Origin of the sequence: Mesorhizobium sp. B1-1-7, from assembly GCF_006442705.1 — a bacterium.
Lineage (GTDB): Bacteria > Pseudomonadota > Alphaproteobacteria > Rhizobiales > Rhizobiaceae > Mesorhizobium > Mesorhizobium opportunistum.
Genome location: NZ_VFWQ01000023.1, coordinates 1 through 25,856, shown reverse-complemented (window position 1 = coordinate 25,856; position 25,856 = coordinate 1). Strand labels below are relative to the sequence as shown.

Annotated in this window: 25 protein-coding genes and 1 riboswitch; of the genes, 10 read left to right on the top strand and 15 right to left on the bottom strand. The window is 64.3% G+C overall.

From position 1 onward, the window contains the following. Positions 1-1,443, top strand: coding sequence for an MFS transporter (locus tag FJ978_RS29130; RefSeq protein WP_140576134.1), 1,443 nt, complete (start codon positions 1-3; stop codon positions 1,441-1,443). 22 nt (positions 1,444-1,465) lie between these two features. Here FJ978_RS29130 and FJ978_RS29125 read toward each other — a convergent pair whose 3' ends face one another. Further along, a complete protein-coding gene (locus FJ978_RS29125) occupies positions 1,466-2,170 on the bottom strand; it encodes a nitroreductase (RefSeq protein ID WP_041164821.1) in 705 nt (234 codons plus the stop codon). Between the two features lie 166 nt (positions 2,171-2,336). Here FJ978_RS29125 and FJ978_RS29120 point away from each other — a divergent pair, with 166 nt between their 5' ends. The 5 genes from FJ978_RS29120 to FJ978_RS29100 are packed head-to-tail and all read left to right on the top strand — an operon-like array spanning position 2,337 to position 9,944. Next, positions 2,337-2,936 carry an XRE family transcriptional regulator gene (locus tag FJ978_RS29120; RefSeq protein ID WP_140576132.1) on the top strand — a complete coding sequence of 200 codons (600 nt, stop codon included), beginning with the start codon at positions 2,337-2,339 and terminating at the stop codon, positions 2,934-2,936. 21 nt (positions 2,937-2,957) lie between these two features. Further along, positions 2,958-5,411, top strand: coding sequence for an FAD-dependent oxidoreductase (locus FJ978_RS29115; RefSeq protein ID WP_140576130.1), 2,454 nt, complete (start codon positions 2,958-2,960; stop codon positions 5,409-5,411). Beyond that, positions 5,408-6,307: a homocysteine S-methyltransferase family protein gene (locus FJ978_RS29110; RefSeq protein ID WP_140576129.1), complete on the top strand. Its 900-nt coding sequence runs from the start codon at positions 5,408-5,410 to the stop codon at positions 6,305-6,307. The genes FJ978_RS29115 and FJ978_RS29110 overlap by 4 nt, the downstream gene beginning before the upstream one ends. Then, positions 6,307-7,488 (top strand): pyridoxal phosphate-dependent aminotransferase, encoded by a 1,182-nt coding sequence (locus FJ978_RS29105; RefSeq protein ID WP_140576127.1) that lies wholly within the window; start codon positions 6,307-6,309, stop codon positions 7,486-7,488. The genes FJ978_RS29110 and FJ978_RS29105 overlap by 1 nt, the downstream gene beginning before the upstream one ends. After that, the gene (locus tag FJ978_RS29100) at positions 7,485-9,944 is read left to right on the top strand and encodes an FAD-dependent oxidoreductase (protein WP_181176827.1); all 2,460 of its coding nucleotides are present in this window, start codon (positions 7,485-7,487) and stop codon (positions 9,942-9,944) included. The genes FJ978_RS29105 and FJ978_RS29100 overlap by 4 nt, the downstream gene beginning before the upstream one ends. A 48-nt stretch (positions 9,945-9,992) precedes the next feature. On the opposite strand, the gene FJ978_RS29095 is transcribed toward FJ978_RS29100, so the two are convergent. The 7 genes from FJ978_RS29095 to FJ978_RS29055 all read right to left on the bottom strand — a co-directional run bounded on the left by FJ978_RS29095 (position 9,993) and on the right by FJ978_RS29055 (position 16,938). Next, entirely contained in the window at positions 9,993-10,580 is a 588-nt protein-coding gene (locus FJ978_RS29095) for an NAD(P)H-dependent oxidoreductase (protein ID WP_013894940.1), read from the bottom strand. Continuing rightward, positions 10,580-11,161 (bottom strand): NAD(P)H-dependent oxidoreductase, encoded by a 582-nt coding sequence (locus FJ978_RS29090; protein WP_140576125.1) that lies wholly within the window; start codon positions 11,159-11,161, stop codon positions 10,580-10,582. The genes FJ978_RS29095 and FJ978_RS29090 overlap by 1 nt, the downstream gene beginning before the upstream one ends. 205 nt (positions 11,162-11,366) lie before the next feature. Next, the gene (locus FJ978_RS29080) at positions 11,367-12,770 is read right to left on the bottom strand and encodes an FAD-binding oxidoreductase (RefSeq protein ID WP_140576190.1); all 1,404 of its coding nucleotides are present in this window, start codon (positions 12,768-12,770) and stop codon (positions 11,367-11,369) included. Continuing rightward, complete coding sequence (locus FJ978_RS29075; protein WP_140576124.1) at positions 12,770-14,062, bottom strand: cytosine deaminase; 1,293 nt, start codon at positions 14,060-14,062, stop codon at positions 12,770-12,772. The genes FJ978_RS29080 and FJ978_RS29075 overlap by 1 nt, the downstream gene beginning before the upstream one ends. A gap of 195 nt (positions 14,063-14,257) precedes the next feature. Further along, on the bottom strand, positions 14,258-15,109 hold the full coding sequence (locus FJ978_RS29065; RefSeq protein ID WP_140576122.1) for an ABC transporter permease: 852 nt from the start codon (positions 15,107-15,109) through the stop codon (positions 14,258-14,260). Next, complete coding sequence (locus FJ978_RS29060; RefSeq protein ID WP_140576121.1) at positions 15,096-15,920, bottom strand: ABC transporter ATP-binding protein; 825 nt, start codon at positions 15,918-15,920, stop codon at positions 15,096-15,098. Before FJ978_RS29060 ends, FJ978_RS29065 begins: the two co-directional genes overlap by 14 nt. A 13-nt stretch (positions 15,921-15,933) precedes the next feature. Next, on the bottom strand, positions 15,934-16,938 hold the full coding sequence (locus FJ978_RS29055; protein WP_140576119.1) for an ABC transporter substrate-binding protein: 1,005 nt from the start codon (positions 16,936-16,938) through the stop codon (positions 15,934-15,936). 266 nt (positions 16,939-17,204) lie between these two features. Here FJ978_RS29055 and FJ978_RS29050 point away from each other — a divergent pair, with 266 nt between their 5' ends. Together FJ978_RS29050 and FJ978_RS29045 are read left to right on the top strand one after the other, a co-directional pair. Beyond that, on the top strand, positions 17,205-17,588 hold the full coding sequence (locus FJ978_RS29050; RefSeq protein ID WP_013894933.1) for a RidA family protein: 384 nt from the start codon (positions 17,205-17,207) through the stop codon (positions 17,586-17,588). 55 nt (positions 17,589-17,643) lie between these two features. Next, the gene (locus tag FJ978_RS29045) at positions 17,644-18,447 is read left to right on the top strand and encodes a creatininase family protein (RefSeq protein WP_140576118.1); all 804 of its coding nucleotides are present in this window, start codon (positions 17,644-17,646) and stop codon (positions 18,445-18,447) included. 4 nt (positions 18,448-18,451) lie between these two features. On the opposite strand, the gene FJ978_RS29040 is transcribed toward FJ978_RS29045, so the two are convergent. Next, the gene (locus FJ978_RS29040; protein ID WP_140576116.1) at positions 18,452-18,961 is read right to left on the bottom strand and encodes a tyrosine phosphatase family protein; all 510 of its coding nucleotides are present in this window, start codon (positions 18,959-18,961) and stop codon (positions 18,452-18,454) included. Then, positions 18,958-20,004, bottom strand: a complete 1,047-nt coding sequence (cobD, locus tag FJ978_RS29035) for a threonine-phosphate decarboxylase CobD (RefSeq protein WP_140576114.1) — start codon at positions 20,002-20,004, stop codon at positions 18,958-18,960. Before cobD ends, FJ978_RS29040 begins: the two co-directional genes overlap by 4 nt. On the opposite strand from cobD, the gene cbiB reads away from it, so the two are divergent. Further along, entirely contained in the window at positions 20,003-20,971 is a 969-nt protein-coding gene (cbiB, locus tag FJ978_RS29030; RefSeq protein WP_140576113.1) for an adenosylcobinamide-phosphate synthase CbiB, read from the top strand. The two genes, cobD and cbiB, sit on opposite strands and share 2 nt — an antisense overlap. Positions 20,972-21,091: 120 nt before the next feature. Here the strand turns inward: cbiB and cobO are convergent, their stop codons facing one another. The 4 genes from cobO to FJ978_RS29010 are packed head-to-tail and all read right to left on the bottom strand — an operon-like array spanning position 21,092 to position 23,211. Further along, positions 21,092-21,706: a cob(I)yrinic acid a,c-diamide adenosyltransferase gene (gene cobO / locus FJ978_RS29025; protein ID WP_140576111.1), complete on the bottom strand. Its 615-nt coding sequence runs from the start codon at positions 21,704-21,706 to the stop codon at positions 21,092-21,094. A 1-nt stretch (position 21,707) separates the two neighbouring features. After that, positions 21,708-22,223 (bottom strand): bifunctional adenosylcobinamide kinase/adenosylcobinamide-phosphate guanylyltransferase, encoded by a 516-nt coding sequence (gene cobU / locus FJ978_RS29020; RefSeq protein ID WP_140576110.1) that lies wholly within the window; start codon positions 22,221-22,223, stop codon positions 21,708-21,710. Next, positions 22,216-23,016, bottom strand: a complete 801-nt coding sequence (locus FJ978_RS29015) for a CbtA family protein (RefSeq protein ID WP_013894926.1) — start codon at positions 23,014-23,016, stop codon at positions 22,216-22,218. The genes cobU and FJ978_RS29015 overlap by 8 nt, the downstream gene beginning before the upstream one ends. Before the next feature lie 15 nt (positions 23,017-23,031). Continuing rightward, complete coding sequence (locus tag FJ978_RS29010) at positions 23,032-23,211, bottom strand: CbtB domain-containing protein (protein WP_013894925.1); 180 nt, start codon at positions 23,209-23,211, stop codon at positions 23,032-23,034. A 35-nt stretch (positions 23,212-23,246) separates the two neighbouring features. Beyond that, a riboswitch (cobalamin riboswitch) is annotated at positions 23,247-23,445 on the bottom strand. A 173-nt stretch (positions 23,446-23,618) separates the two neighbouring features. Here FJ978_RS29010 and FJ978_RS29005 point away from each other — a divergent pair. Further along, positions 23,619-24,812 (top strand): aromatic ring-hydroxylating dioxygenase subunit alpha, encoded by a 1,194-nt coding sequence (locus FJ978_RS29005; protein ID WP_140576187.1) that lies wholly within the window; start codon positions 23,619-23,621, stop codon positions 24,810-24,812. 3 nt (positions 24,813-24,815) lie between these two features. Here FJ978_RS29005 and FJ978_RS29000 read toward each other — a convergent pair. Continuing rightward, positions 24,816-25,856 (bottom strand): MFS transporter (locus FJ978_RS29000; RefSeq protein WP_140576108.1); only part of this gene is annotated, 1,041 nt, incomplete at its 5' end.

Sequence of the window (25,856 nt, the reverse complement as noted above, 5' to 3'; positions counted from 1 at the left end):
ATGACCGCAGAACTATCCGCCGGCGCCACGGATCGCGCCGATGTGTCGGCCCGGGCCTTGCTCCTGCTACCGCTGACGGTCGCCTGCGGCGTGTTCATGACCAGCCTCGACCAGAATGTCGTGGTGACGGCACTGCCCGGCATCGGCGAAAGCCTCGGTCGTCCACCGAGCCAGCTCGGCCTGCTGATCACCGTCTATGTCGCCAGCCTGATCATCTCCATGCCGCTCGGCGGCTGGGCCGCCGACCGCTTCGGCCTGCGCAACGTCTACTGCTTTGCCTTGCTGGTGTTCGCCACCTCGTCGGCGCTCTGCGGCCTGTCCGATGATATCTGGACACTGGTCGGCGCCCGCGCGCTGCAGGGCTTCGGCGGTGCGCTGATGGGCACGCTCGGCCAGGTCGTCATCCTGTCGAGCTTTCCGCGCAGCCGCACGCTCAAGATCAACATGTACATCTCGCTGGCCAGTCAGTCCGGGCCATTGGTCGGTCCGCTCGTCGGCGGCGCGCTGACCACCTACATTTCCTGGCGCTGGATTTTCTTCATCAATGTGCCGTTCGCGCTGGCGGCGACAATCCTTGCCGCCTCGCTGTTCCCGACAGTGACCAAGCCCGTTCGCACGCGGTTCGATTTTCCCGGCCTTCTGCTGGTCGGCAGCGGCATGATCCTGCTTGTCTTCGGCATGGATGCGCTTGCCGCCAAGGATGCCGCCGGCGGCATGATTGCCGGCGGACTGGCACTGGCGGTCATCATCCTGTCGATCGCCTCGCTCTACTGCCTGCGCGTGCCCAATCCCCTGCTCGACCTCAAGCTGCTGCGCATCCGCACCTTCCGCATCTCGTTTCTCACCGGCGGCGGCCTGGACACGATCGGCCTCAGTTCCGTCGCCTTCCTGCTGCCGCTGATGTTCCAGCTCGGCTTCGGCATGAGCGCTGTGGAGGCGGGATCGCTGACCTTCGTTGCCGCGCTCGGCTCGGTGGTCATGCGTTTCTTCATGCCTCGTGTCCTCAACCGCTTCGGCTTCCGCCGCGTGCTGGTCGTCAACACGCCGATCGTCGCCGCGATGGTTGCGGGCTTCGCCCTGATGCAGGCGGCGACGCCGGTCTGGATCGTGCTTGGCTACATCTTCGTTTTCGGTGTCTTCCGCTCGGTGCAATGGGCCTCGACCGGAAACCTCGCCTATTCCGACATCGCTCCCGACCAACTCGCCCGCTTCAGCGCGCTCTATTACATCCTCTGGCAACTGGCGGTGGCGATCAGCGTCGGTCTTGCGGCGGCCATGCTATCGTTCCTGGCCGGCGGCGGGTCTGCCGTGACCAGCGATTTCCGGATCCTGTTCGTGATCGAGGGCGTCATCACGCTCTGCGCACTATCAGCCTATCTCAAGCTGACGCCACAGGACGGCGCCCATGTCAGCGGACATGGCGCGCAGATGAATACGGAATAGTGCCGCAGCCCGTCGCGGCCGGCTATTCGCTGAACGTAACCCATTCCTCGAGCGGCACGCGGTCGGTGCGGAAGGCGTTCTCGGGCTTGGAAATGTCCTCATAGCCCAGCGCCATGCCGCAGACGACGATCTCCTCGTCGGGAATGTTGAGCACCGGCCGGATCTGCCGGTGATAGGGCGCGAAGGCCGCCTGCGGACACGTGTGCAGACCCCTGCCCCGCGCCGCGACCATGATGTTCTGCAGGAACATGCCGTAATCGATCCACGAGCCCTGGTTGAGCCGGCGGTCAATGGTGAAGATCATACCGACCGGCGCGTCGAAGAAGACGAAGTTGCGGTCGTGCTGGGCACGCATCTTGTCGACCTCGCGGCGACCGATCCCGAGCGCGCCATAGAGGCCGAACCCGTTGGCGCGCCGGCGGGTGAGATACGGTTCGAAGAACTGCGTGGGATAGTAACGGTACTCGTCCCAATCGGCCTTCTCGGCACGGATGCCGGAATTCAGGATGGCATCCGATATCTGTTGCTTGGTCTTGCCCTTGGTGACGTAGACCCGCCATGGCTGCATGTTGGTGCCGGATGGAGCGCGTGCCGCAACCGTCAGAATGTCCCTGATCGTCTCGTCGTCGATCATGTCGGGCAAAAATGCGCGCACCGAACGGCGCGATAGGATCGCATCGTCGACGATCTCGGCCTCAACCGCGATTCGAGCCTTACTTTCCAGCATGGGCCGTCCCTTAGCCTGTATCTCGATCGGACGTCCCCACTCGCCGCTCGCGGCGGAGCCTTTGCATGAACCGTCAAAGTCCTGCAAGCAAATCTTGAGCATTGGTGAAAATCTACTTGATTTTTTCATGAGCTTGATTTCTCATGAAATTCGGATGGGAATTTTCATGAAGAGCGCTTTGCCCGCCACGGCCGCACGAACATTTCAGGGGTCCGACGAACGCGTGCTGGCCAGCGACATCAGAGCCTTGCGTCGCGTTCGCGGGCTGACGCTGGCCGAGATCGCGCTGAAACTCGGCCGTTCGGTTGGATGGCTCAGCCAGGTCGAACGTGGCCTCTCGACGCCATCGGTCGGCGACCTCAGGGCTTTCGCCGAATTGTTCGGCGTGCCGATCAGCCTGTTCTTCAGCCATGAGGTGCCTGTCGAGAGCGAGCGCGGCGTGGTGGTGCGTGCCGGCAGGCGCCGCTCGCTTGGCACCAGCGAATCCGGCTTGGTGGAAGAACTCCTGTCGCCCGATCTCAGTGGTAGTTTTGAAATGGTGCGCTCGATCTTCGCGGCGGGCGCGGAGATGAAGACCGAGCAGCTGCGGCCGACCGAGGAAGCCGGCTATATCGCCTCGGGCATTTTCGAGATCGAGATAGCGGGCGTCTGGCACCGGCTCGGCGAAGGCGATTCCTTCCGCTTCGAAGGCAAGCCCTATCGCTGGCGCAATCCAGGCACCGAGCCGGCGGTTGTCATCTGGGTGGTTTCGCCACCGGTCTATTAAGTTTCAAGTCGGGAGAAGAACATGGCGGGTTTGCCAAGCACGGCGCGCGTGGTGATCATCGGAGGTGGCGTGGTCGGCACTTCCGCGCTCTATCATCTCGCCAAGGCTGGCTGGACCGACTGCGTGCTCGTGGAGAAGAACGAGCTGACCTCCGGCTCGACATGGCACGCAGCCGGCAATGTGCCGACCTTCTCCTCGTCCTGGTCGCTGATGAACATGCAGCGCTATTCGACCGAGCTTTACCGGGGCCTGGCCGACGCCGTCGACTATCCCATGAACTATCACGTCACCGGCTCGCTGCGGCTCGCCCATTCGAAGGAGCGCATGCAGGAGTTCCAGCGCGCCAAGGGCATGGGCCGCTACCAGGGCATGGACATCGACGTGGTCGGCGTCGACGAGATCAAGCGCCGCTATCCCTTTATCGAAACGCATGACCTGGAAGGCGCGCTCTACGACCCCAGCGACGGCGACATCGACCCGGCGCAGCTGACCCAGGCGTTGGCCAAGGGCGCGCGCGACATGGGGGCCAAAATCATCCGCTTCTGCCCCGTCACCGGCGTGCGCCGCGAGAACGATGAATGGGTGGTCCAGACGGCGCAAGGCGAAATCCGCTGCGAAATCGTCGTCAATGCCGCCGGTTATCGTGCCGCCGAAGTGGGCCGGATGTTCGGCCGCGAGGTGCCGATGATGGTGATGAGCCACCAGTACATCCTGTTCGAGGAAATCCCCGAACTCGCCGCATGGTCCAAGGAACAGGGCAAGAAGCTGCCGCTGCTGCGCGATGTCGACACGTCCTACTATCTGCGCCAGGAAAAGGCCGGCATGAATCTCGGCCCCTATGAGCGCAATTGCCGCGCGCATTGGGCTGATCACAACGATCCGATGCCGGACGATTTCTCTTTCCAGCTTTTCCCCGACGATCTTGACCGGCTGGAACATTACCTGGCCGACGCCGTCGCCCGCGTGCCGATCCTGGGCACCGCCGGCCTGTCCAAGGTCATCAACGGACCGATCCCCTACGCGCCGGACGGCAACCCGCTGATCGGCCCGATGCCAGGCGTTCCCAATGCCTTCGAAGCCTGCGTCTTCACCTTCGGCATCGCGCAAGGCGGCGGCGCCGGCAAGGTGCTCGCCGAATGGGTTACGCAAGGCCAGACCGAATGGGACATGTGGTCGTGCGACCCGCGCCGCTTCACCTCTTTCGCCGCCGCACCCGACTATTGCGTCGCCAAGGGCATGGAAATCTATGGCAACGAATACGCCATCCAGTTTCCGCGCCACGCCTGGCCTGAAGGGCGTGACCGCAAGCTGTCGCCGATCCACGATCGCATCAAGGCGCTAGGCGCCCGGTTCGACGCCTATAATGGCTGGGAGCGCGCGACCTGGTATGCGCAAGACGGCGACGACATTTCCGAGGAAGCGACGCTGACCTTCCGCCGCGACGGGCCGTGGCAGCATCGCGTGCGCGAGGAATGTCTCGCCGTGCGCGACGCCGCCGGCATCCTGGACCTGCCCGGTTTCTCCCGCTTCAACCTTGAAGGCCCAGGCGCGGCCGAATGGCTGAGCCTGCAGGTCACCGGACTGGTGCCGAAGCCCGGCCGCATCGGCCTCGTCTATTTCGCCGACGACAAGGGCCGCATCGTCACCGAAATGTCCGTGGTCCGCCACGACGAGAACCTGATGACGCTGATCACCGCGGCGGTCGCGCAGTGGCACGATTTCGAGTGGCTGAAATCGCGTATGCCTGAAAACGCGACCTTCAAGCTGATCGACCGGACCGAGGAATTCTCCACCCAGATCCTGGCCGGACCCAATTCGCGAAAAATCCTCGCAGAAGTTTGCGACGCCGACCTGACGCAGCCATGGCTGACGCATCAGGAAACCAAAATCGCCGGCCGCTGGGCGAAGCTCGTGCGCGTCTCCTTCGCCGGCGAACTCGGCTGGGAAATCCACACCAGGGTCGACGACACGGCCGCCATCTTCGATGCCCTCTGCGCGGCAGGACAAAACCATGGGCTGAAACCGTTCGGCATGTACGCGCTGGATTCGCTCAGGCTCGAAAAAGGCTACCGCACCTGGAAAGGTGACCTGTCGACCGACTATTCCATCCTGCAGGGCGGGCTTGAGCGCTTCGTCAAATGGGAAAAGCCCGACTTCCGCGGCAAGGCCGCACTGCAGAACGAGAAGCAGCAAGGCGTGAAGAAGCGCTTCGTCACGCTGGTCGTCGAAAACCCCGGCGACTGCGACGCACCCTACATGTCGACGCTGTGGCACGATGGCCAGATCGTTGGCGAGACCACGTCGGGCGGCTGGGGCCATCGCATCGACAAATCGATCGCACTCGGCATGCTGCGCGCCGATTTGACCGAACCCGGCACCGCCGTCGAAGTCGAAATCTTCGGCGATCGCTTCAAGGCGATCGTGCAGAAGGACGAACCCCTGTGGGATCCGAAGAACGAGAGGCTGCGCGCATGAAGAAGGTCATTCTCACCGATGGCGGCATGGGCCAGGAACTGGTGCGGCGCAGCAAGTCCGAGCCGACGCCGCTATGGTCGGCCAGGGTGCTGATCGACGAACCCGACCTCGTGCGCGGCCTGCACGCGGAATTCATCCGCGCCGGCGCGCGCGTCATTACCATCAACACCTATTCGGCGACGCCCGAACGCCTGGCGCGCGAGGGTGCCGAAGACCTGTTCAAGCCACTGCAGAAGCGCGGCATCGAACTGGCCAGGCAGGCGTGCGATGAAGCCGGCGATGCCACGATCGCCGGCTGCCTGCCGCCGCTTTTCGGCAGCTACGCCCCGGCGCTGACCATTTCCTATCGGGAGACGCTCGACATCTATCGCCGCATCGTTGCCGAGCAGGCGGATGGCGTCGATCTGTTCCTGTGCGAAACGATGGCCTCGTCCGACGAAGCGCGCGCGGCCGTCACCGCTGCATCGGAAAGCGGCAAGCCCGTGTGGGTGTCATGGACACTTGCCGACCATGGCGCGCCGCGCTTGCGCAGCGGCGAGACGATAGCCGGCGCGTCCAGCGCGCTTGATGGCCTGACTGTCGCGGCGCGGCTGCTCAATTGCTGCCGGCCGGAAGCGATCGCCGCCGCCTTGCCTGAACTGATCGACCTCGGCGGCCCGGTCGGCGCCTATGCCAATGGCTTCACCTCCACCGAAGCGCTGAAGCACGGCGGCACGGTGGATGTGCTGCACGCCCGCCATGACCTTGGCCCGGACGCCTACGCCGACCAGGCGATCGGCTGGGTCGAAGCCGGCGCTACTATCGTCGGCGGCTGCTGCGAAGTCGGGCCGCCGCATATCGCCGCCCTGCGCGACCGGCTCGAGCAGGCCGGCTATGAGATTTCGGGAGTTCAATAATGCCAAGACCATCATCGCGCATTTCCGGTATCGTACCTTCCGGCAAGGATGGCTGGGAGGTTCATTTCGCCGCCTGGACACGCAAGGAAGCTGGCGAAGACATCATCATGCTGTCGGTCGGCGATCATGATTTCGACACGCCCTCGGAAACGATCGAAGCCTGCGTGACCGCGGTTCGCGGCAGCAATCACCACTATACCCCGCTGCCCGGCCTGCCGCGCCTGCGCAAGGCGATGGCCGTGGCATCGAGCGCCTGCACGGGCGTGGAGACGGTGCCGGATCAGGTGATCGCCACGCCGGGCGGCCAGGCCGCCCTTTACGCGGCCGTGCAGGCCGTGCTCGACCAGGGCGACCACGCCATCGTCGTGGCGCCTTACTACGCCACCTATCCCAACACATTCAGCGCCGCCGGCGCCAGTTTCACCGTCGTCGAGACGCCGGCCGAGGATGGCTTCCAGCCCCGCGCCGACATGATCCGCGCGGCGATCAAACCCAACACGCGCGCCATCCTGATCAACACGCCGAACAACCCGACAGGCGCCGTCTATTCGCGCGAGCGGCTGGAACAGCTGGCCGAGATTTGCCGCGAGCACGACCTCTGGCTGCTGTCGGATGAGGTCTACTGGACGCTCGGCGGCGGCGAGCACGTCTCGCCGCGCTCGCTGCCCGGCATGGCCGAGCGCACGCTGGTCATCAATTCCATGTCCAAGAGCCATGGCATGACCGGCTGGCGCGTGGGCTGGCTGACCGGTCCCAGGGAGATGATCACGCTGCTGATCAACCTCAACCTGGTGACGACCTACGGCCTGCCGGCCTTCATCTCGATCGCTTGCGCCGAGGCGCTGGAGAACCGCTATGGCGTCAAGGACATCGCCGAGCGCTACGCGGCGCGCCGCACCGTCTTCATCGAGGCCGTGCGCGGCATGAACGATGTCACCGTGCGCGGTTCAGAGGGCGGCATGTATGTCATGCTCGACATATCCAATGTCGAACCCGACGACGAGAAATTCGCCTGGGCGTTGCTCGACAAGGAGAGTGTCGGCGTGATGCCCGGCTCCAGCTTCGGCGAGGCCGCCGCCGGCCACATCCGCATCAGCCTCTGCCAGCCGGAACCCGTGCTGCAGGAAGCAGCGCTGCGGCTGCGCCGTTTTGCTTCCAGCTATCGCCGCGAGGCCGCATGACGACCATCCCCACCAAGGCCATCCCTGCCAAGGCAAGGGCGGTCATCATCGGAGGCGGCGTCTCCGGCTGTTCGGTCGCCTATCACCTGGCCAAGCTCGGCTGGACCGATATCGTGCTGCTCGAGCGCAAGCAGTTGACATCGGGTACGACATGGCACGCCGCTGGCCTGATCGGCCAGTTGCGCGGCTCGCAGAACATGACGCGGCTGGCGAAATATTCGGCCGACCTCTACGTCAAGCTGGAAGCCGAGACCGAGGTCGGCACCGGCATGCGCCAGGTCGGCTCGATCACCGTGGCGCTGACCGAGGAGCGCAAGCACGAGATCTATCGGCAGGCCTCGCTGGCCCGCGCCTTCGATGTCGACGTGCGCGAGATTTCGCCCAGCGAAGTCAGTGAGATGTATCCGCATCTCAATGTCTCCGACGTCGTCGGCGCCGTGCATCTGCCGCTCGACGGCCAGTGCGACCCGGCCAACATCGCCATGGCGCTGGCCAAGGGCGCTCGCCAGCGCGGCGCCACCATCGTCGAGAATGTGAAGGTGACCAAGGTCTACACCAGGGACGGTCGCGTCACCGGCGTATCCTGGGCGCAAGGTGACGAAACAGGCATGATCGAGGCCGACATCGTCGTCAACTGCGCCGGCATGTGGGCGCGTGAACTCGGCGCCCAGAACGGCGTCACCATCCCGCTGCACGCCTGCGAGCATTTTTACCTTGTCACCGAACCCATCCCCGGCCTCGGCCGCCTGCCGGTGCTGCGCGTGCCGGACGAGTGCGCCTACTACAAGGAAGACGCCGGCAAGATGATGCTCGGCGCCTTCGAGCCGATGGCCAAGCCCTGGGGCATGGACGGCATCCGCGAGGATTTCTGCTTCGACCAATTGCCCGAGGACATGGACCATTTCGAACCCATCCTCGAAATGGGCGTCAACCGCATGCCGATGCTGGCCACCGCCGGCATCCACACCTTCTTCAACGGACCCGAGAGTTTTACCCCCGACGACCGCTATTATCTCGGCGAGGCGCCGGAACTGCGCGGCTATTGGATGGCGACCGGCTACAATTCGATCGGCATCGTCTCGTCCGGTGGCGCCGGCATGGCGCTGGCGCAGTGGATCAACGACGGCGAGGCGCCCTTCGACCTGTGGGAAGTCGACATCCGCCGTGCCCAGCCGTTCCAGAAGAACCGCCGCTATCTCAAGGAGCGCGTCTCCGAAACGCTCGGCCTGCTCTACGCCGATCACTTCCCCTATCGGCAGATGGCAACGTCGAGGAATGTCCGGCGCTCGCCGCTGCATGAACACCTGAAGGCGCGCGGCGCCGTGTTCGGCGAAGTCGCAGGCTGGGAGCGGGCCAACTGGTTCGCCCGCGAAGGACAGGAGCGCGAATACCGCTATTCCTGGAAGCGGCAGAACTGGTTCGACAACCAGCGCGAGGAACATCTGGCGGTCCGCGACAAGGTCGGCCTGTTCGACATGACCTCGTTCGGCAAGATCCGCGTCGAGGGCCGCGACGCCTGCGCTTTCCTGCAAAGGCTCTGCGCCAACGACATGGACGTGGCGCCCGGCAAGATCGTCTACACCCAGATGCTCAACAAGCGCGGCGGCATCGAAAGCGATCTCACGGTCTCGCGCCTGTCGGATACCGCCTACTTCCTCGTCGTGCCGGGCGCCACGCTGCAACGCGATCTCGCCTGGCTGCGCCGGCATGTCGGCGAGGAATTCGTCGTCATCACCGATGTGACCGCGGCCGAAAGCGTACTTTGCCTGATGGGTCCGAACGCCCGAAAGCTGATCCAGAAGGTCAGCCCCAACGACTTTTCCAACGAGAACAATCCGTTCGGCACGTTCCAGGAGATCGAGATCGGCATGGGCCTCGCCCGCGCCCACCGCGTCACCTATGTCGGCGAACTCGGCTGGGAGCTCTATGTCTCGACCGACCAGGCCGCCCATGTCTTCGAGGCGATCGAGGAGGCCGGTACCGATGTCGGACTGAAACTCTGCGGCCTGCACACGCTGGATTCCTGCCGCATCGAAAAGGCCTTCCGCCATTTCGGCCACGACATCACCGACGAGGACCACGTGCTGGAGGCAGGGCTCGGCTTCGCGGTGAAGACGGCCAAGGGCGACTTCATCGGCCGTGATGCGGTGCTGCGCAAGAAGGAGGCCGGACTCTCACGCCGGCTCGTCCAATTCCGCCTGAAGGACCCGCAGCCGCTGCTTTTTCACAACGAAGCAATCCTGCGCGACGGCAAGATCGTCGGCCCAATCACCTCGGGCAATTACGGCCATCATCTCGGCGGTGCGATCGGGCTCGGCTATGTGCCCTGTCCCGGCGAGAGCGAGGCCGATGTGCTGGCCTCGTCCTACGAGATCGAGATCGCCGGCGAACGTTTTGCAGCAGAGGCGTCGCTGAAGCCGATGTATGATCCGAAGGCCGAGCGAACGAAGATGTAGCGCCCTCTTCCTTCTCCCCGTTCCACGGGGAGAAGGACGCTAATTCCCTCAAAACCTTTCCAGCTTCGCCCTCACCTTCCCCAGAAACGCCGCCCTCGATTGTGGCGTCGAGGCATCCATCAGATAATGCGCCAGGAAGAACGTCCGGCAGCGCGTCGCGCAGAGCGCCCGCATGCCGCGCAGCAGGGTCTTGCGCCCGGGTTGGCCGACTACGACGCTCCACCAGGTCGGCGCGCCGCAGGTGGTGATGACGCCGACCTTGGTTACATGCGTCATCAGCGATTTGATCCGCCCCTTGCCCACCGGCAGCTTGAAGGCGACATCGGTCGCCCAAACCCGGTCGAGCCAGCCCTTCAGCATCGCCGGCAGCCCGTACCACCAGGTCGGATAGACGAAGAGGATCGCCTCGGCCCAGTTGAGCAGCTCGAAATGCGGCTTCAGCGCCGGGTCCCGCGGCGCCTGGTTATTGTAGCCGCGCCGCTCGTCGCAGCCCATCACCGGATCGAATTTCTCGGCATAGAGGTCGAGCAACCGCACCTCCCAGCCTCTTTGCGTCAACACCTCGACAGCGGCATCGCGGATCGCGGCGCAAAAACTCTCCGGCACCGGATGGCAATAGACGACCAGCGCGCGCATCAGAAGGCATCCATGCTGGCCGCGGTCTTGGCCATGAAGGCCTTGCGGCTGTCGTCGGTCGACAGGTTCATCGCGTAATGCGCGAGGTATGTCACCGGCGCACCAGGTTTCACGGTGGCGCGCAGCATGCGCTTGATCAGCTTGCGCGGCGGATCGCCCATCAGCATGGCGCGAAACCGGCTGCCGCCATAGGTGGTGACGGCGGCGACCTTCTTGATATTGTGCAATGACGGCTGCGCCTTGCCGTCGACCAGCTTGAACGACACGCCGGGCAGAAAGACGCGATCGAAGAAGCCTTTCAGGATCGCGGGAAAGCCGTAGTTCCACACCGGATAGGAAAGCACCAGCGCATCGGCCCGCAACAGGCGCTCGACATACGGCGCCACCGCGTCTTCGGGGCCCCGCGGGCTGTGATAGTCCAGCCTCTCCTGGTGCGTCAGCCGCGGGTCGAAATCCTCGGCGTAGAGATCGCAGTCATCGACCGCATGACCCGCCGCCGTCAGCCGCTCGACGATCATCCGGTGCAGGCCGGCATTGAAGCTGGTCTCGACCGGATGGGCGTAGAGGACGAGGATGTTCATTGGAGGAAGTCTCGAAGGTCAGTGCGAGGCACCCCCCTCTGTCCTGCCGGGCATCTCCCCCGCAAGGAGGGAGATTGGCAGCTTGGCCGCTGCGGCCAAGCTGCCACGCTGCCAATTAGCGAAAGCGTTGCGGCAGCCCGATCTCCCCCCTTGCGGGGGAGATGGCCGGCAGGCCAGAGGGGGGTGTTCAAGCGCGAACCTCTCCTCATCCCACCCTCTGCAGCCCCCTGAACAAAAAAGTTCGCCCCGAACGATAGTCATAATCCGGATTTTCCCAGGCGATCATCTTGCCGGGATTGAGCAGCCCCTGGGGGTCGGTCTCGCGCTTGAAGGCGAGCTGCACCGCGTCGGTCTGCTTCATGCCGCCCTCTTCCAGCGTATAGCGGTGCGGGTTGAAGATCGGGCAGCCATTCTCCTCATGCAGGCGGATGATCCCGTCGAGCCGCGCTTCGGTGGTGAACTTGACCAGCGGCAGGCCGAAACAGGTGATGTTGCCGTCCAGCCGCACGAATTCGAGATGCGAAAACACCTCGCCGGGAAACATCGCATCCATTTTCTCGACCAGCGCCAGCTGCTTTGGAAAAGGATAGAGCGATTGCAGATAGGTGATCGAAGGGTCAACCCGCAGCGCTCTCAGCGTGGTGTGGTTCCAGGCCAGCTCATAGGCCGGCGGCAGACCCTTTTTCTCCTCCGGCGTTGCCGTCGCGGCATTGAAGATCAACTCGCCGCCGGCGCGGCGGGTGAAGGCGAGGAAAGCATCCAACCCATGCCGTGCCACCATGACGACGCAGATGCTCTGCCCTTCCCGTAGGAATTTCTGGTGCCGCTTGAAATAGAGCTGCGGCACGGGCGCGGCGATCGGCGTGATCAGCTTGGTCAGGATGCCGTCCTGGCACGCCAGTGCATTGCCGTAGCGCGCCGCGTCCATGAACTTGTCGAAGCCGACGATGACATCGACCCACTCATAGGCAGCGGTCAGCGGCATCTCGACTTCCGAGATGATGCCGTTGGTGCCATAGGCGTGGGTCACCTTGTGCAAATCCTCGCCGGTGAGTTCGAGCGCCTTCGGTTCGGCCTCCATGGTCACCACGCGCAGGCGCAGCACATTGCCGAAATCACGCAGGCCGCCGAAATTGATCGAGCCGACACCGCCCGAGCCTCCGGCGATGAAGCCGCCGATCGAGGCAGTGTTGTAGGTGGAGGGCGACAGCCGCAACTCCTGGCCGGAATGCGCCCGCGTCGCCTTGTCGATATCGGCCAGGATTGCACCCGGTCCCGTCACGACACGGCCCGGCGCGATCGACTTGATCTCGTTCATCTCGGCAAGATTGAGCACCACGCCGCCTGACAGCGGCATCGCCTGGCCGTAATTGCCGGTGCCGCTGCCGCGCGGTGTCACCGGTACGCCATGCCGATAACAGGCGGCCAGCACGCGGACCAGTTCGGCCTCGTTCCTCGGCGTCACGATGAGATCGCCGGTGACATGGTCGAGCTGCCGCTTGAGCACCGGGCTGTACCAGTAGAAATCGCGGCTCTTCTGCTGGACGATCGCCGGATTGTCGTCGACCTTCAGGCCTTCGAGATCGCGTTTGAGCGCCGAGACGTCCATCATTCCACCATCAGTCCATCGAGTTCGGCATAGTCGGGCAACTGCCGGTCGATCGCGCGCCCGCCGCGCACGACGATGCGATCCGATTCGGGCCGCGACAGCAATTCGGTCCAGCTCCTACCTTTGAACAGGATGAAGTCGGCATCGCCACCGTCGGCAAGCGTGCCGAACCCGTCGAGCCGCATCACGTCGGCCGGCGTCGCGGTGACTGTCCGCGGCCAATCCGCGACCGGGTGATCGAAATGCAGGATGCGCGTCGCCATGCGGTAGACCTCCAGCATATCGAGGTCGCCATAGGCATAGAAGGGATCACGCGTGTTGTCTGAGGCGACGGCCACCGGAATCCCCCTCGCCTTCATCTCGTGCAGCAGCGTCACGCCACGCCAGCGCGGCGTGGTTTGATCCGTGCGCCGATCCTGCAGATAGAGATTGCACATCGGCAGCGACACGACGGCTAAGCCGGCCTTCGCCACCTTGTCCAGCGTGTCCAGCACGTCGAGATCGGGCTGCCGCGCCAGCGAACAGCAATGGCCGACAAGGATCTTGCCCTCGAAGCCGTTCCACAGTGCCGCCTCGGCGATCTTCTTCAGCGAGATCGCGGCGGCATCGTCCGTCTCGTCGGCATGGAAATCGAGGTCGAGGCCATGCTTGATCGCTTGCGCGAAGACCTGGTCGAGCAGTTCTTCCAGGTCCGGCACCATATAGGTGACGACGCCAAGCACCCCCTTGGCCGCTGCAACCCGTTTCGCCAGCCTGTCGAACCATTTTCTGTCGCGCACGCCCTCGATGCCGAGCAGGCAGGCGCCCTGCAATTCGATGCGGCCACGCCATGTCTCGCGCATCGTCTCGAATACCGGCCAGGAAATCTCCTCCTGCGGCGCGACGCTGTCGATATGGGTGCGCAGCGCCCTGGTGCCATGCGCGTAGGCCGAGCGCAGCGAGAAATCCATCCGCCGCGCCACATCATCGGCGCTCCAGCGGGCTGCGCGGTCAGCGCCGGTGGCGTTCAGCGCCCCCATGAAGGTGCCGTCGGGATTGGGTTTGCGCGGCCAGATATGGCCTTTGTCGATATGAGTATGGCAGTCGACGAAACAGGGCAGGATGATGCGACCGCCGAGATCGACGCCATCGGCGGATCGGTCATGCGCGGTGATGCTGGAAATCTTGCCATCGGCCACAGCGATGTCGGCAAGCGCAAAGCCGTCAGCATCGAAGGGCGCGGAAAGGCCTGGCGTCAGTGAGCGATGAAGGCGAACATTGGCGAGATGGTAAGAGCCGAAGGTTGGTATCAAGCGTTGCCCCCCTCTGCCCTGCCGGGCATCTCCCCCTCAAGGGGGGGGATTGGCAGCGGCCGCGTCGGCTCATTTTTTTCAACGTTGGAGATTGGCGAAGATCGTGACAGCGGCCAATCTCCCCACTTGAGGGGGAGATGTCCGGCAGGATAGAGGGGGGCGCCTCGCACCAACATATCAATCACGTCACACACCCTAGCGCTCCTGTTTCAGCGCGCTTTCGTGCCAGCGCCGCAGAACGAGATGCGAAATCAGCGACAGCACGAGGAAGATCAGGATGCCGGTCAGCGAGATCAGGAACAGCGCCGCGAACAGCCGCGGCGCGTTGAGCCGGTAACCGGCCTCGATGATGCGCGACGCAAGCCCCGACGACTGGCCGGTGGCGCCGGCGACGAACTCGGCCACCACGGCGCCGATCAGCGACAGGCCGCCGGCGATCTTCAGCCCGCCGAGGAAATACGGCATCGCCGCCGGCAGCCTGAGATAGCGCAGTTGCTGCCAACGCGTCGCGCCGTTGAGCTTGAACAGGTCGCGCAGATTGCGGTCAACGGAGTTGAGGCCGAGCGTTGTGTTGGACAGGATCGGGAAGAAGGCGACGATCCAGGCGCACAGCAGAAGCTTGGTCGTCTGGTTGTTCACGTAGATGTTGATCAGCGGAAAGATCGCTACGATCGGCGTCACCTGCAGCACGATGGCGAAGGGGAAAAATGACATCTCGACCCATTTCGACTGCGCGAACAGCACCGACAGGCCGACGCCGCCGATAACGGCCAAGGCCAGGCTGAGGAAGGTGATGCGCAAGGTGACCAGCAGCGACGAGAACAATAGGCCGGCATCGTTGTAGAGCGTAGATAGCACCACGCCGGGGCGCGGCAGGATGTATTGCGGGATCTCGTTCCAGACGCAGATGCGGTCCCACAGCCAGATCGCCAGGATCATGATCGCCAGCGGCAGCACCCAGCGGCCGATCCGCTCGAACCGCTCCTGACGCACGCGCCGCGCTTCCTCGGGATCGAGCTTCAGCGCACTCTCTTCAATGGCCGTCATGATGCGGTCCTGCCGTCAGGTTGATGGCACCGATCAGCACATCGGAAGCCCGCCGACACAAAGCAGCATAGTCGGGAGAGGTCCGAAACACCTCGTCGCGTGGATAGGAAGCCTCGATGGCGAGTTCGTCGAACACCCTGCCCGGACGTGCCGCCATGACGACAACGCGGTTGGAGAGAAACACGCTCTCAAAGACGCTGTGGGTGACGAAGACGACGGTGAAGCGCTCGTCCTGCCACAGCTCCAGGAGGTCGTTGTTGAGCTTGAAACGCGTGATCTCGTCGAGCGCGGCGAACGGCTCGTCCATCAAAAGCACGCGCGGCTTGGTCACCATGGCCCGCGCGATCGAGACGCGCATCTTCATGCCGCCCGACAGTTCGCGCGGCACGGCGTCCTCGAAGCCGGTCAGGTGCACCCGCGCCAGCATCTCCGTTACCGCCGGCGCCGCCTTGGCGCGGGAAATACCCTTCAGCCGCAGCGGCAGCCAGACATTGTCGAAGACGCTGGCCCAGGGCAGCAATGTCGGCTCCTGGAAGACGAAGCCGATGTTGGCGCGGTCGAGCGAGCCACCGCCACGCCAATCGAGCACGCCGGAAGTCGGCGTCGACAGGCCGGCGATCAGCCGGAGCGCCGTCGACTTGCCGCAGCCGGACGGTCCGAGCAGGCTGAGAAAATCGCCTTCCCGGATCGTCAGGTCGACTTCGCTCAGCGCCGTCACGCCGTTGGAAAAGACCTTGCCGACGCCACGCAGCGCCAGCAAGGTCGGAGCGATGCCCAAGGCCGGCGCTTTCGCCACCTTTTCCCTCATCATTGCCGGGACCGGCCTATTTCTTCAGCTCGAGCCCGACGCCCTTGTTGATGAAGGTCAGCGTATAGGCTTTCGTGATGTCGATGCCGCCGGGCGTGACCTTGGCCTTGACCATCTTGTCGTAGAAACTCTTGATCCGCGCGTCGGTCATGGCGCCGATGCCGAGCTTCTCGGTGTCGCCGGAATCGGCAAGGCCGAACTTCTTCATCTGTTCGATCGAGAAGGCGATCTGCTCGTCCGTCATGTCAGGATTGTCTTTCTTGATCATGTCGTTGGCGGCCTTGTTGTCGCCGTAGAGATATTTGTACCAACCCTTGGCCGAGCCATCGACGAAGCACTGGACCACCTCCGGCTTCTTGTCGATCGTGTCCTGCATCACCTCGATCGTCGTCGAATACGTATCCCAGCCATAGTCGGCCAGCAGGAACTGGTTCGGCACGAAGCCGCCTTCCTTCTTGACCGCGAACGGTTCCGACGTGACGTAGCCCTGCTGGATCGACTTCTTGTTGGCGAGGAACGGAGCGGTGTTGTAGGTATAAGGCGCGCGCTTGGCGGCGTCGAAGCCGAGCGCCGTGACCATCCACTGGAAGAAGGTCTGCACGCCTTCGTCGCCCAGGATGTACTGGTCGGCGTTCTTCAGATCCTCCCATTTGTCGAGCCCCTCGCCGGGGTGGGACATGATGACCTGCGGATCCTTCTGGAAGTCGGCGGCCACCACGCGCATCGGAATGCCCTGCTGGACGGCATCGAAGGCCGACAACAGGTTGCCGCCCATGTAGAAATCGATCTTGCCGGCCAGCAGCATCGGCCGGCCGCTGACCTGCGGGCCGCCCTGCATGATGGTGACGTCGAGGCCGCAGGCGGCATAGGTGCCGTCCGCCACGGCCTGGTAGTAGCCGCCATGTTCCGGCTCGGCCAACCAGTTGGTGCCGAAGGTGACTTTTTCATTCGCCGCCGCCCCAAGCGTGCCGGCGGCAAGCAAGGCCACCACCGCCACCGAGATCTTCTGTTTTGCGTACATCGACACCACCCTTTGTTTGCTCCGGCGCGACACGCGCCAGGCTCGACACCAAAGATTCAAGAAGCAAGACACATGCCACCGGCGTCACGCGCCGGGACCCGCCCGCCTGCACCACAGCCATCTGCGAAAGCCGGAAAGGTCGTGCTGCACTGGAGGCATCGTGCCTATTTTTTGAACGCCTGTCCACAATCGCACCGGCAACATGCACCGCCATCTTGATGCTGCAATGCATCCCGCCTTACGCTGGCGGTATCCAGGAGATTGCCATGTTCAAATTCCTCACCCCGAAGTCGATCAAGCCTCCCTTTGCCCGCTACAGCCACGGCGTCGAGGTGCCCTCGGGCAAGCGGTTGGTGCTGTGCTCGGGCCAGGTTGCGATCACCGCGGATGACCAGATACCCGAAGACGCCGGCGCCCAGGCCGAGCTCTGCTTCCGCAACATCGCGGCGATCCTCGGCGAGGCGGGGCTTGGACTTGGGGATATCGTGCGCATCAACGCCTATGTGACCGACCGCGCGCATCTGCGGCCCTATATGGACGTCCGCGACCGGCTGTTTTCCAGCCCGGCGCCGGCCTCGACGCTGATGATCGTCAGCGGATTTGCGCGGCCCGAATTCAAGGTCGAGATCGAAGCCATCGCGGCCGGGTGATCGACAGGCCGCCCGTCCCGCGCTAGGTCTGGCCGGTTCATCGAAGAGGCATGACATGACCGTTGCAAGAAGACGCGTGTGGTGGGGCGATTACCGGACCACCGAATACGCTTCGATCGATCCCGAGGCGACCATCGCCGTGCTGCCGGTGGCGGCGATCGAGCAGCATGGACCGCATCTGCCTGTGTCTACCGACACCTCGATCATGAACGGCATGCTGGACACCGTCATTTCGCGCCTGCCCGACGATCTCGACATCCGCATACTGCCGGTCCAGGCGGTGGGCAAGTCGAACGAGCATCTGCACGCGCCGGGTACTCTTACCCTGCCGGCAACGACGCTGGTCGAGGCCTGGACCGAGCTTGGCCTGTCGATCGCGCGCGCCGGTGTGCGCAAGCTCATCGTCGTCAACTCGCATGGCGGCAATGAAGAGATCATGGGCATCATCACGCGCGAATTTCGGGTGCGCGAGAAGATGCTGGCGGTGAAGACCAGTTGGCAGCGCTTCGGCCGCCCTGCCGGCATGTACACCGAGCTCGAGGATCGCCACGGCATTCATGGCGGCGATGTCGAGACCTCGCTGATGCTGCATTTCCGGCCGGATCTCGTCTACATGGGCAAGGCCGACAATTTCGTCTCCAACGTCGCCAAGGCCGAGCAGGAGTTTTCGCTGCTGCGCCACACCGGCACCCACGCCTTCGCCTGGATCGCCAGTGATCTCAGCCCGAACGGCGTGGTCGGCGACGCCAGCATCGCAACGGCGGAGAAAGGCCGGCTGACGGCTGAATATCAGGCCGATGGCTTCATCAGCCTGCTCAGGGACGTGCGCAAGGCGAAGTTGGCCGAGTGGCTGAAATAGCCGCCTAAACGTCGATCTTCAGCGCGAATGGCGTGCCCTCGAACGCATCCGCACCGCGCCCGATCGATTCGATCGCCTCGATCATGCGGCCATTGCGGTTAAGCAGCGCATCGGCCACCGCGATCAGCCGCGGGTTGGGCGTCGCCGATGGCGACAGGGCACGCAGCGTCTGCGCCAGTTCGGCCTCGTCGCGTTTCGGCGCCAGTGCGGCGGCGATGATGTAGGCCGACGCCGTCGAGCGGCTGATGCCGGCATAGCAATGCACGAGCATCGGCTTGGCCCGATCCCAGCGGCGCGCGAAATCGAGCAGGTTGCGCACATGCTCCTCGCCCGGCATGGTCATGCCGTCCTGCGCCACCGCGATGTCGTGCATTACGAGATGCAGATGGTTTTCCCGCGATATCGAGGACGGCCGAACAACCTCGGTTCCCGCTGCCAACAAGGACAGCATGCGGTCGGCGCCGGTTCTAGCCACAGTTTCCTCGATCTTCGCCAGTGAACAGACGTGGATCATCGCGCGATCTCCCTGGCGCCATCGTCGCGCCGTGACGCCCAGCCGGCAAGAGCCGATTCGAGCCGCTGCCACTCTTCCTCGCTCCCCGGCAGGCCGGCGCGCAGGACATGCGGCCGGTCGGAGAAATGCCGAAGCAGGATGCCGCTCTCGCCAAGTGCCGAAAACAGGCCGGCGGCATCCGCCAGACTGAGATAGCGAAACAGCGTGGTGCCGCCGGCGACAGCAACGCCGAAGCGGCCGAACAGGGCGTCCAGCCGCGCCGATGCCTCTATAAGGGAAGCCCGCATATCCTCCTGCCAGCCGATATCGGCAAGCGCGCGAATGCCGTACTCCAGCGCCGGGCCGGCGACAGCCCATGGCCCGAATTGCGTCTCCAGCAATTCCACCGTCAGCGCATCGGAAAGCGCAAACCCGAGCCGTAGGCCGGCCAGGCCAAAGAACTTGCCGAACGAGCGCAAGACGACGATGCCGCCCTGTCCGACATCGCCGGCAAGACTATGTTCGCGCGGACCGACATCCATGAATGCCTCGTCGACGACCAGCAGCCCGCCCTTGGCGCGCAATTGCACTGCCAACGCCAGCAACCGATCGCGCTCGATGATGCGCCCGTCCGGGTTGTTCGGATTGACGATGATGGCAAGGTCAGCTTCGGCCAGCATGGCAAAATCGCTGACTTCGCTCACCCGATGCCCGGCGATCGCTGCTGCGCGGGCATGTTCGGCGTAGGTCGGCCCCAGCACCAAAGCCTTGCCGGGCCTGGCCAGCGCCGCCACCCGCGGCAGCAGGATTTGCGTGCCCGGTGCCGCCATGACATGGGCTGGCGACGGCGCGCCGTAAGTGCTGGCCGCGATCGCTGCCAGTTCGCGCCCGCGCGCGGCCTCCGGCAATCGCGACAGCGAGGTGGCGGGCAGATCGAAAAGCGGGTAGGAGTGCGGATTGATACCGGTCGAGAGGTCGACGAAAGGCAGTACGGCGTTGGGGAAAAGCACCCTCGCCCGGCCAAGACTTCCACCATGGTCCACCGCTCCATCAAGAAGCTTCATGTCAGTCCTGATCGCTTTCCTGTCATTGGCCATCGAATTTTTTCTGGGTTATCCAGACTGGCTGTTTCGCGCCATCGGTCATCCGGTGACGTGGTTCGGCAGGCTGATATCCTTTCTCGACCTAAGGCTCAACCGCGCTACTGATCCCGACGCGCTGCGTCGCCAACGTGGCGTCCAGGCGCTGCTGGTCATCGTGCTGGTGCCGGCGGTGATCGGTCTCTGCGTACAGATCCTGCTCTGGTTCGTTCCCCTGGGGCTATTCGTCACCGCCCTCCTGGCGACATCGCTCCTGTCGCAGAAGAGCCTCTACGACCATGTCGAGGCCGTGGCCGATGCGCTGGACTCGGGCGGTCTCGCCATGGGCCGCGTCGCCGTCTCGCGCATCGTCGGCCGCGATCCGGAAACGCTGGACAGGGCCGGTGTCTGCCGCGCGGCGATCGAGAGCCTGGCCGAGAATTTTTCCGATGGCATCGTCGCCCCCGCCTTCTGGACCGGTGTCGGCGGACTCGCCGGCGGCGCCGCCTACAAGGCCGCCAACACCGCCGATTCGATGATTGGCCACCGCACCCCGCGCCACGAAGCTTTCGGCTGGGCGGCGGCGCGCTTCGACGACTGGATCAACCTGCCGGCGTCGCGGCTGACCGCTCTGCTGATCGTGCTGGCGGCTTTCCTGGTCAAGGGAGCCGACCACCGCAATGCCTGGCGCGCTGTGCGGCGCGATGCGAAAAAGCACCGCTCGCCCAATGCCGGCTGGCCGGAAGCGGCTATGGCCGGCGCACTTGGCCTGGCACTCGCGGGACCGCGCAGCTATGGCGGCGTGCTGGTAGACGACGTCTTCATGGGCGAAGGCGGCCGCCGCGAAGCCGACAGCCTCGACATCAGGCGGGCGCTGAAACTTTACCGCGTCGCCGATTATCTGCTGATCGGGCTGTTTGGGTTGGTCGCGGCGATCGCAATTGTGGCGTGATCTCACCATCCTCCTTGTAGAGAGGGTCGGCGCACAGCGCCGGGGTGGGGGGCGGCGCCCAGGCCCCTCCCCGCTCCGCTCCGCGGATCGACCTCCCCACAAGGGGGAGGGTAAGGAACATCAGAACTCTATCCCCTGCTGCGCCTTCACACCTGCCGAAAAATGGTGCTTGGTCACGCCCATCTCGGTGACCAGATCGGCCGCCTCGACCAGCGCCGGCTTGGCATTGCGGCCGGTGACGACGACATGCAGACCCTCGCGACGAGCCTTCAGCGCCGCAACCACCTTGTCGAGATCGAGATAGTCGTAGCGCAGCGCGATGTTGAGCTCGTCGAGCACGACGAGGCTGATCGACGGATCGGCGAGCAATTCAAGCGCCTTGGCCCAGGCGGCCTCGGCGGCCGCGATATCGCGCTTCAAATCCTGCGTCTCCCAGGTGAAACCCTCGCCCATCGCGTGCCAGACGACGCGGTCGCCGAAAGCGGCGAAAGCGTCTTTCTCGCCGGTGTGCCATTTGCCCTTGATGAACTGGACGACACCGACGCGTTTGCCATAGCCGAGCATTCTAAGCGCCAGGCCGAAAGCGGCCGTGGTCTTGCCCTTGCCAGGTCCGGTGTTGACGATCAGCAGGCCCTTCTCGACCGTCTTGCTTGCCACCTCGGCGTCCTGCACCGCCTTGCGCTTGGCCATCTTGGCGCGGTGGCGCTCTTCATTCTTGTCGTCGATGTGGGTCATCTCACTTCACCTTGAGCGGCAGCCCGGCCACCATCAAAAGCACCGTATCGGAAATCGCCGCGACCTGCTGGTTGAGCCGGCCGGCGGCATCGCGGAACCGACGTGCCAGGGCATTGTCCGGCACGATGCCTTGCCCGACTTCGTTGGACACCACGAACCAGGACCCGCGCGGTCGCAACAGCACGTCAGTCAGCCGTCGGCATTCCTGCTCGATATCGTGTTCGGCCAGCATGTGATTGGTCAGCCACAGAGTGAGGCAGTCGACAAGCACCGGCTGATTGTCCGGCAGGGCCTCGAGCGCGCCGGCGAGGTCCAGCGGCGCATCGATGGTCGACCACCCCTCGCTGCGCCGCGTCCGGTGCAGCGCGATGCGCTCACGCATCTCGTCGTCATAGGCTTCAGCGGTGGCGATATAGGTCCATGGCGAGGGCAAGGCCGTCGCCAGGGTCTCGGCGTGCGCGCTCTTGCCGGAGCGCGCGCCGCCAATGATGAAAGTCAGCTTGCCTCGATCAGGCAAAGCTGTCGCGCAGGCTGGTCGCGGTGCCGGTGAAGCGGCCGCGCACCACGCCGACGACCGCGCCGAGCACCAGCCAGAACACCAGATTGGTTACGGTCACCGCCACCACGAACTGATGATGCAGGCCTTCCGGGATCGGCGTCTCGAAACTGTCGGGCTGCGGCGCGCCGACAATATGCGGGGCGACGATCAAAGCCACGCCGAGGATCGCGAGCGGCAGCGATTTGCGGAAGGCGATCAGCCCAAGACCGATCGCCGTGGCCGCCACCGTCGAGACCCACCAAATCTGGCGCGGCAGCAACTCGGCCGCCGGCATCGCCGGCAGTTCCGGCGGCAGGCCGAGGCCAGGCGCCAGCGTGAACACGGCAAAACCTGCCAGGCCCCAGAACACGCCCTGGCGCCAATTGCCGATGCCGCCGGCGAATTCCGAGACCGCGACCAGGACCAGCGCGAAGCCGATGCCGGTGACGATGTTGGCAAGCACGCTGAAGCCGAAACGCTCGAAACCATCGGCCGGGGCCCAGCCTTCGTCTTCCGCCGGAGCGGCGGCTTCGGCCGGTGCAGGCGCGGCGGAACTCATGGCATTCCCCGCCGGTGCGGCGGTGCTCATGGCATTGGTATCCGCGGCAGTGGGCGCGGCATGGTCATGATGATGGCCGCCACCGGCCTGCTCGTAGACTTCGGCCTTGAGGATAAGCGGCACGGTGGCATAGGCCTGCATGCAGGCGAGAACGACGCCGGCCACGAGCCCTGCGATCGCCGCGATGAACACGACGTTGCGAAACAGGTTCATGATGTCAAATCCTCGTCAGTGGCAGGGAAACGCCATCGAATGACGATAGTCGTGGGCGGCATTGTGGACCGCATCGATATGCGAGAAGCCGACAAAGCCGACAACGAAGATGCCGAGCAGCGCGGCGAGCGCGAGCTGCATGAAGCGCGACTGCGAGGAGACCGAGGTGCCGAGGGAGACGGAAGCGGTATTCATGTCTTGTCCTTTCACCCTCCACCCGAGGGCATCGAAGTCAGTTTCCTGTCGCCGGCAGGTCTCCTGGCTCGCGGATAAGCGCCCTTCTCCACCTTCCCGAAGAAAAATCTTCAGTGGCATATGGAGAGGACTACCGCACACAGTTGCGGGGGCAGCCACGGCATTGGGCAACGATTGAGCCCGCACCGCATTCCCTCTTGGCTCCAAAACGGAACCGACGACAGCGTGACTATACGGAAAATCACGACACGCGGCAAACCAAATTCCGCCGGCAACCAGCGCGATTGCGCCATGCCGGCGACATCGGCCGTTCTCGGCACCACAATTGACAATTATCCCGGCCGGGTGTCGGCTGGCCACTTTACAGGAAGCCAGCCATGCAGCCTCCAGCCCTGCAGCCACCAGTTCTGCAGCCCAATGCCAGCGAGCGCGATTGCTACAACGGCCTGACCCGGGCCGAAGCGACGTTGCCGTCATCGGCCTATTGGGACGGCGAGAGCTATCGGCGCGACCTCGATGCGATCTGGTATCGAAGCTGGCTGCTCGTCTGCCGCGAGGCCGATCTTGCCCAACCGCTGGCGTTCCGCACTTTCCGCGTCGGCACGCAGGAAATCGTCGTGCTGCGCGACGAGACCGGCGAACTGCGCGCCTTCCACAACACCTGCCGGCATCGCGGCTCGCAGCTTTGCCAGGAAAGCGAAGGCCGGCTGAAGGCGCGGCTCATCACCTGCCCCTATCATGCCTGGTCGTATTCGCTGCGCGGCGACCTCGTGCGCGTGCCGTCGAAATCACTGCCCGAAGGCTTCGACAAGGCCGACCATCCGCTCTATCGCGTCGCACTGTCGGTGTGGCGCGGCTTCGTGTTCGTCAATTTGCAGGAGGACGCGAATTTGCAGGAGGACGCGGCCGGCTCGGCGCAGGCCTCCTTCGATCCCGCCTCCGGCGATCTCGGCAATTGGCCGCTGGAAACGCTGGTATCAGGCCATGTGCTGCGCAAGGTGATGAACTGCAACTGGAAGATTTTTTGGGAAAACTTCAACGAATGCCTACACTGCCCCGGCGTTCACAAGGACCTGTCGCGGCTGGTGCCGATCTATGGCCGCGGTCTGATGAGCCGGCATGACGACCCCGAATGGGTGCGCCACGCCGACAATGACGCGCCGGAATTTTCGGGTGGTTTGCGCGCCGGCGCCGAAACCTGGTCGCGCGACGGCAAGACCCATGCACCGGTCTTCGCGGATTTGACGCCAGCCGAGCGTGCCGCCGGCCAGACCTACGCCACCAGCATGCCCTCGATGTTCATCGTCGGTCATGTCGACTATGTCAGGACCGTGCGGCTGGTGCCGCTCGGCCCCGAACAGACCGGGCTGGTCGCGGAATGGCTGTTCGCGCCCGAAGCGCTCGATGCCCCGTCGGCCGACATCGACAACATCGTCGCCTTCGGCACGCAGGTGCTGGAGGAGGATGCGGCGATCTGCGAGGTCAACCAGAAGGGCCTGCGCTCCATGCGCCACAAAGCCGGCGTGCTGATGCCCGAGGAATATGATCTGCACCGCTTCCACAACTGGGTGCGCGAGCGCCACTCGGCGCTTTCGCCGTGACCGTCACAGTGACTTCGGCAGATACCGCCAGGTCACGAAGCCGCAAACCGCGGCCAGCAGGCTCAGCGTGACGAACACCGAGCCGAGCCCGAAGAAGATCAGCACCACGGAATAGACCAGCGGCGGCGTCAGCTCGGAAAAATCGAGATAGGTGCGGTAGACGGCTGCCATCTGCGCGCGCTCGTAGGAGCGTACCGAGCGCATGAAGGCGGTCGAGCCCAGCGCATCGAGCGCGATGGTGAAGAACGCGCCGCCAAGCAGGAAAGCGCCGGTCACCAGCGGAGCGGTCGCTCCCACCGTGCCCGCGGCCAGCAGCATCACCGACATGGCGAAATAGGCAAACGTCATGGTGCGCCGGCCGCCAAAGCGTTTTCCAGCCTTGCCCCAGAAGATGGCCATGAACAACAGCGCGTTGCCGGCCGAGACGAGCAGGCCGCCGGCGATATCGCCCTGCCCGGTGATGACCATGAACAGTGGGCCGTACACGAAGAAGGTCGTCCAGAAGCAGGAGCGTCCGAAAGCGATCAGCCAGGCCAGCCTCAGCCTCGGCTGCGCGACGAAGCGGCCGATATTGGCGAGTGGGTTGACCGGTCGTGTCTTGCCCGGCTGGATCGACTGGTTGTCACCAAGCCGATAGAACCAGAACAGCGCCAGCAAGGCCACTGCGAACACCGCCACCGCACCATGCGCGGCCCAGATGCCGAAATGCGCGTAGAGGAAGATGCCGAGCGTCGGCCCGCCGGTCCAGGCAAACATCGACCACGCCATGCGAAGCGATTCGGCCTGCATGAAGTCGGTCTTGCGGATGTGGTCCATGATGTAGAGGTTGAGCGTGATCGACAGCGCGCTGGCGCCCATCACCCGGCACAGCATCCCCGCTACTTGTCCGGCAAGCGTGTGGGTGACGAAGAACAGCGAGCCGATGGCGAGCAGGCAAGCCCCTGCGGTATAGACCCAGCGCCGCGCAAAGCGGCGGATCAGCATCGGCATGAACAAGGTCACCGACAGGCCGAGCAGCGCCACGATGGTGTAGAGGATCGAGAC